The organism is Serratia sp. (in: enterobacteria) (genome assembly GCF_046715635.1).
Taxonomy (GTDB): domain Bacteria; phylum Pseudomonadota; class Gammaproteobacteria; order Enterobacterales; family Enterobacteriaceae; genus Chania.
Genome location: NZ_JBKJYW010000177.1, coordinates 1 through 5,396 on the forward strand (window position 1 = coordinate 1; position 5,396 = coordinate 5,396).

8 protein-coding genes are annotated in these 5,396 nt (G+C 51.7%); all 8 read left to right on the plus strand.

What is annotated here, in order from left to right:
- Positions 1 to 46: 46 nt before the first annotated feature.
- Entirely contained in the window at positions 47 to 769 is a 723-nt protein-coding gene (locus ACLQ7H_RS08685; protein WP_411752317.1) for a transcriptional regulator, read from the plus strand.
- A complete protein-coding gene (tusD, locus tag ACLQ7H_RS08690; protein WP_411752318.1) occupies positions 769 to 1,158 on the plus strand; it encodes a sulfurtransferase complex subunit TusD in 390 nt (129 codons plus the stop codon). The genes ACLQ7H_RS08685 and tusD overlap by 1 nt, the downstream gene beginning before the upstream one ends.
- 9 nt (positions 1,159 to 1,167) lie before the next feature.
- Complete coding sequence (tusC, locus tag ACLQ7H_RS08695) at positions 1,168 to 1,527, plus strand: sulfurtransferase complex subunit TusC (RefSeq protein WP_411752319.1); 360 nt, start codon at positions 1,168 to 1,170, stop codon at positions 1,525 to 1,527.
- Positions 1,528 to 1,536: 9 nt separating this feature from the next.
- Positions 1,537 to 1,824: a sulfurtransferase complex subunit TusB gene (tusB, locus tag ACLQ7H_RS08700; RefSeq protein WP_411752320.1), complete on the plus strand. Its 288-nt coding sequence runs from the start codon at positions 1,537 to 1,539 to the stop codon at positions 1,822 to 1,824.
- A gap of 145 nt (positions 1,825 to 1,969) precedes the next feature.
- Positions 1,970 to 2,344 carry a 30S ribosomal protein S12 gene (gene rpsL / locus ACLQ7H_RS08705; protein WP_021181638.1) on the plus strand — a complete coding sequence of 125 codons (375 nt, stop codon included), beginning with the start codon at positions 1,970 to 1,972 and terminating at the stop codon, positions 2,342 to 2,344.
- Positions 2,345 to 2,435: 91 nt separating this feature from the next.
- The gene (gene rpsG, locus ACLQ7H_RS08710) at positions 2,436 to 2,906 is read left to right on the plus strand and encodes a 30S ribosomal protein S7 (RefSeq protein WP_021181637.1); all 471 of its coding nucleotides are present in this window, start codon (positions 2,436 to 2,438) and stop codon (positions 2,904 to 2,906) included.
- Between the two features lie 90 nt (positions 2,907 to 2,996).
- A complete protein-coding gene (fusA, locus tag ACLQ7H_RS08715) occupies positions 2,997 to 5,111 on the plus strand; it encodes an elongation factor G (protein WP_218520202.1) in 2,115 nt (704 codons plus the stop codon).
- Between the two features lie 71 nt (positions 5,112 to 5,182).
- A partial coding sequence (locus ACLQ7H_RS08720) for a GTP-binding protein (protein WP_237734263.1) occupies positions 5,183 to 5,396 on the plus strand: 214 nt, incomplete at its 3' end.

A 5,396-nucleotide genomic window follows, 5' to 3' on the forward strand; every position in this document is an offset into this window, starting at 1 on the left:
TAGTTGCGTCCCCTGGCACAGGCGATCTATGTAGGTGGTATCTTCGATGTCAAATTCGCTTTTATCCAGCGAAGCCAGCGAACTTGATTTGCTGAATGAGCGTCCGTTTAGTCAGACGGACCATGAAATTCTGAAGTCGTATGAAGTCGTGGTCGATGGGCTGGCTATGCTGATTGGTGCACACTGCGAAATTGTGTTGCACTCCTTGGAAGACCTGAAATGCTCCGCCGTGCGTATCGCCAACGGTGAGCATACCGGGCGTAAAATCGGTTCGCCGATCACCGATCTGGCGCTGCGCATGCTGCATGATATGGCGGGTGATGACAGCAGCGTCTCCAAAGCCTATTTCACCCGGGCCAAAAGCGGCGTGTTGATGAAATCGGTGACGATTGCCATCCGCAATCGCGAACAGCGGGTGATTGGTCTGCTGTGTATCAACATGAACCTCGACGTGCCGTTCTCGCAGATCATCCAGACCTTTATGCCGCCGGAAACGCAGGAAGTGGCCTCCTCGGTTAACTTTGCCTCCTCGGTTGACGATCTGGTGGCGCAGACGCTGGAGTTCACCATCGAAGAGGTGAATGCCGATCGCAACGTATCCAATAACGCCAAAAATCGCCAGATCGTACTCAACCTGTACGAGAAAGGCATTTTTGATATCAAGGACGCGATCAATCAGGTCGCCGATCGCCTCAATATCTCCAAACATACCGTCTACCTGTATATCCGCCAGTTCAAGAGTGGTGATCTGCTGGGCAATGAGCGCTGATGCTTAACTACTGCCTACTGGTCACCGGCCCGGCTTATGGCACTCAGCAAGCGAGCAGCGCCTGGCAGTTCGCCCAGGCTCTGTTGGCGGCAGGCCACCGCATTACCAGCGTCTTTTTCTATCGCGAAGGGGTGCTGAATGCCAACCAGCTGTCATCACCGGCCAGCGATGAGTTCGATCTGGTGCGGGCGTGGGTGGCTCTGGCGCAGCAACATGGCGTGGAGCTTAACGTCTGTGTGGCGGCTGCTTTGCGCCGTGGCGTGACCGATGAGCAAGAAGCTGCACAGTTGGCGTTGGCGGCAGCTAACCTGCAGCCGGGGTTTACCCTCAGCGGTTTGGGCTCATTGGCAGAAGCGGCGTTGAGCAACGATCGCCTGGTACAGTTTTAAATGAGCAAGATGAAACGAGTTGCGTTTGTTTTTACCCAGGGGCCACATGGCAGTGCAGCTGGCAGAGAAGGGCTGGATGCGGTACTGGCGACGTCGGCACTGAGCGAGGATATCGGCGTATTTTTTGTCGGCGATGGCGTGTTGCAACTGCTGCCGGGTCAACAACCCGAAAAGATCCTGGCCCGTAATTACATTGCCACCTTTGGCGTATTGCCGCTGTATGACGTTGAGAACTGCTATCTCTGCGCAACCGCCATCCAGGAGCGTGGCCTGCAACAGGTCACTGATTGGGTGCTGAAGGCTGAAATTCTGCCTGCGGATACTCTGCGCCAGAAACTGGCCGCTTACGATGTGGTCATGACTTTCTAGGATATTTCGATGCTGTATACCCTTAGCCATTCCCCAACCCGTTGCGACCTGCCTGCGTTGTTAAGGCTGACCAGAGAAGGTGATGCCCTGCTGTTGCTGCAAGACGGCGTACTGGCCGGCCTGGCCGGGAGCGCCAGCCTTGATTTATTGCTCAATGCCCCCATATCCCTTTATGCATTGCAGGACGATCTGGATGCCAGAGGCCTGCCTGGTCATTTTTCACCCAAAATCACGCTGATCGGTTATACTGACTTCGTTGTGTTAACCGAGAAACACCGTAACCAAATGGCATGGTAATGCGTGCGATGTTGTATATTTCTTGACACCTCTACCAGTCAGCCATAAAATTCTGCGTCCTCGTACTTTGCCAGTAGTGCATACGGGGGGATTTATCACATGTTTACGAAGCAAAAAACGAAGCAAAACCCAGGAGCTTTTTTTAATGACTACGATTAATCAGCTGGTTCGCAAACCACGCTCTGTGAAGGCTGCTAAAAGCAACGTTCCAGCGCTGGAAGCTTGCCCGCAGAAACGTGGCGTATGTACTCGCGTATATACTACCACCCCGAAAAAACCAAACTCCGCACTGCGTAAAGTTTGCCGTGTGCGTTTGACTAACGGTTTCGAAGTGAGTTCTTACATCGGTGGCGAAGGCCACAACCTGCAGGAACACTCCGTAATCCTGATCCGTGGCGGTCGTGTTAAAGACTTGCCAGGTGTGCGTTACCACACCGTCCGTGGTGCACTTGACTGCTCCGGCGTTAAAGACCGTAAGCAAGCTCGTTCCAAGTACGGCGTGAAGAAGCCAAAGGCTTAATGGTTCTCCGTTAAGTAAGGCCAAACATTTTAATGTCAAAATAAACTCGTAGAGTTTTGGACAATCCTGAAATTTTCAACGGAGTATTTCCATGCCACGTCGTCGCGTAATAGGCCAACGTAAAATCCTGCCAGATCCTAAGTTCGGATCCGAGCTGTTGGCTAAATTTGTAAACATTCTGATGGTAGATGGTAAGAAATCTACTGCAGAAGCAATCGTCTATACCGCGCTGGAGACCCTGGCTCAGCGTTCTGGTAAAGGTCACCTGGAAGCTTTCGAAGTCGCTCTCGACAACGTGCGCCCGACTGTAGAAGTTAAGTCTCGTCGCGTTGGTGGTTCTACTTACCAGGTACCAGTTGAAGTTCGTCCGGTTCGTCGTAATGCCCTGGCAATGCGTTGGATCGTTGATGCCGCTCGTAAACGTGGTGATAAATCCATGGCTCTGCGCCTGGCGAACGAACTCTCTGATGCAGCAGAAAACAAAGGTTCTGCTGTTAAGAAGCGTGAAGACGTTCACCGCATGGCAGAAGCCAACAAGGCGTTCGCCCACTACCGCTGGTAATCCATGCAGTAGTTTTGCTAACCAAGTGGGCGCTTCAAGAAGCCAACCCGCTTGGTTTCACCGAACCGCCTAAGGCAATAGAGGAATCAAATGGCTCGTACAACACCCATTGAGCGCTACCGTAATATCGGTATCAGTGCTCACATCGACGCCGGTAAGACCACAACTACCGAACGTATCCTGTTCTACACCGGTGTAAACCACAAAATCGGTGAAGTTCATGACGGCGCCGCCACCATGGACTGGATGGAACAAGAGCAGGAGCGTGGTATTACCATTACTTCTGCAGCGACGACTGCTTTCTGGTCAGGTATGGCCAAGCAGTTTGAGCCGCACCGTGTAAACATCATCGACACCCCAGGGCACGTTGACTTCACCATCGAAGTAGAACGTTCCATGCGTGTGCTTGATGGAGCGGTAATGGTTTACTGTGCTGTTGGTGGTGTTCAGCCACAGTCTGAAACCGTATGGCGTCAGGCTAACAAATATAAAGTGCCACGCATCGCGTTCGTTAACAAAATGGACCGTATGGGTGCCAACTTCCTGAAAGTTGTTGGTCAGCTTAAATCTCGTCTGGGCGCAAACCCGGTTCCATTGCAGCTGGCAATTGGCGCAGAAGAGAAATTCACCGGTGTTGTTGACCTGGTGAAAATGAAAGCCATCAACTGGAACGAAGCTGATGCAGGCGTGACCTTCGAATACGAAGAGATCCCAGCTGACATGCAAGAACTGGCTGCTGAATGGCACCAGAATCTGGTTGAGTCTGCTGCTGAAGCGTCAGATGAGCTGATGGACAAATACCTGGGCGGCGAAGAGCTGACCGAGGAAGAAATCAAGAAAGCTCTGCGTCAGCGCGTGCTGAATAATGAAGTGATTCTGGTAACCTGTGGTTCAGCCTTTAAAAACAAAGGCGTACAGGCAATGCTGGATGCGGTTGTCGAATACCTGCCAGCACCAAATGACGTTGAAGCTATCAACGGTATTCTGGACGACGGTAAAGACACCCCGGCCGTACGTCATTCTGATGACTCCGAGCCGTTCTCTGCACTGGCGTTCAAAATCGCTACTGACCCATTCGTGGGTAACCTGACGTTCTTCCGTGTGTACTCTGGCGTTGTTAACTCCGGTGACACCGTTCTGAACTCCGTGAAGGCCGCTCGTGAGCGTCTGGGCCGTATCGTTCAGATGCACGCTAACAAGCGTGAAGAGATTAAAGAAGTTCGTGCGGGCGACATCGCTGCGGCAATCGGTCTGAAAGACGTTACTACCGGTGATACGCTGTGTGATCCTGCTAGCCCGATCATTCTTGAACGTATGGAGTTCCCAGAGCCGGTAATCTCCGTTGCGGTAGAACCAAAAACCAAAGCTGACCAGGAAAAAATGGGTCTGGCTCTGGGCCGTCTGGCGAAGGAAGATCCATCATTCCGCGTATGGACTGACGAAGAATCAGGTCAGACCATCATCGCAGGTATGGGTGAACTTCACCTGGATATCCTGGTTGACCGTATGCGTCGTGAATTTAACGTTGAAGCGAACGTGGGTAAACCACAGGTTGCTTACCGTGAAGCGATTCGCGCGAAAGTTACTGACATCGAAGGTAAACACGCCAAGCAGTCTGGTGGTCGTGGTCAGTATGGTCATGTTGTTATCGACATGTACCCACTGGAGCCGGGCTCAAATCCGAAAGGCTACGAGTTCATCAATGACATTAAAGGTGGTGTGATCCCAACGGAATACATCCCTGCCATTGATAAAGGCCTCCAGGAGCAGCTTAAGTCTGGTCCACTGGCCGGTTATCCGGTAGTTGATCTCGGTGTGCGTCTGCATTTCGGTTCTTTCCACGATGTTGACTCCTCCGAATTGGCGTTTAAACTGGCCGCGTCTATCGCCTTTAAAGATGGCTTTAAGAAAGCGAAACCTGTTTTGCTTGAGCCTATCATGAAGGTTGAAGTTGAAACGCCGGAAGAGAACACTGGTGACGTCATCGGTGACCTTAGCCGTCGTCGTGGTCAACTGAAAGGTCAGGAATCCAACGCTACTGGCGTTCAGATTCACGCTGAAGTTCCGTTGTCCGAGATGTTTGGATACGCAACACAACTGCGTTCTCTGACCAAAGGCCGTGCTTCTTACTCCATGGAGTTCCTGAAGTACGATGATGCGCCGAACAACGTCGCTCAGGCCGTTATTGAAGCCCGTGGTAAATAAGCTTCGGGTTTAACACATTGATCAGTGCTCTCTCCATGAGGGGGGAGCAAAAAGAGTTAAGGAATATAGCCGTGTCTAAAGAAAAATTTGAACGTTCCAAACCGCACGTTAACGTTGGTACTATCGGCCACGTTGACCACGGTAAAACTACCCTGACCGCTGCAATCACTACCGTTCTGGCTAAAACCTACGGTGGTTCTGCACGTGCTTTCGACCAGATCGATAACGCGCCAGAAGAAAAAGCTCGTGGTATCACCATCAACACTTCTCACGTTGAATATGACA

What these genes read in the sequence shown, in the direction of transcription:
- ACLQ7H_RS08685 (WP_411752317.1), top strand. Translation starts at nt 47, where the DNA reads ATGTCAAATTCGCTTTTATCCAGCGAAGCCAGCGAACTTGATTTGCTG.
- tusD (WP_411752318.1), top strand. Translation starts at nt 769, where the DNA reads ATGCTTAACTACTGCCTACTGGTCACCGGCCCGGCTTATGGCACTCAG.
- tusC (WP_411752319.1), top strand. Translation starts at nt 1,168, where the DNA reads ATGAAACGAGTTGCGTTTGTTTTTACCCAGGGGCCACATGGCAGTGCA.
- fusA (WP_218520202.1), top strand. Translation starts at nt 2,997, where the DNA reads ATGGCTCGTACAACACCCATTGAGCGCTACCGTAATATCGGTATCAGT.
- rpsG (WP_021181637.1), top strand. Translation starts at nt 2,436, where the DNA reads ATGCCACGTCGTCGCGTAATAGGCCAACGTAAAATCCTGCCAGATCCT.
- tusB (WP_411752320.1), top strand. Translation starts at nt 1,537, where the DNA reads ATGCTGTATACCCTTAGCCATTCCCCAACCCGTTGCGACCTGCCTGCG.
- rpsL (WP_021181638.1), top strand. Translation starts at nt 1,970, where the DNA reads ATGACTACGATTAATCAGCTGGTTCGCAAACCACGCTCTGTGAAGGCT.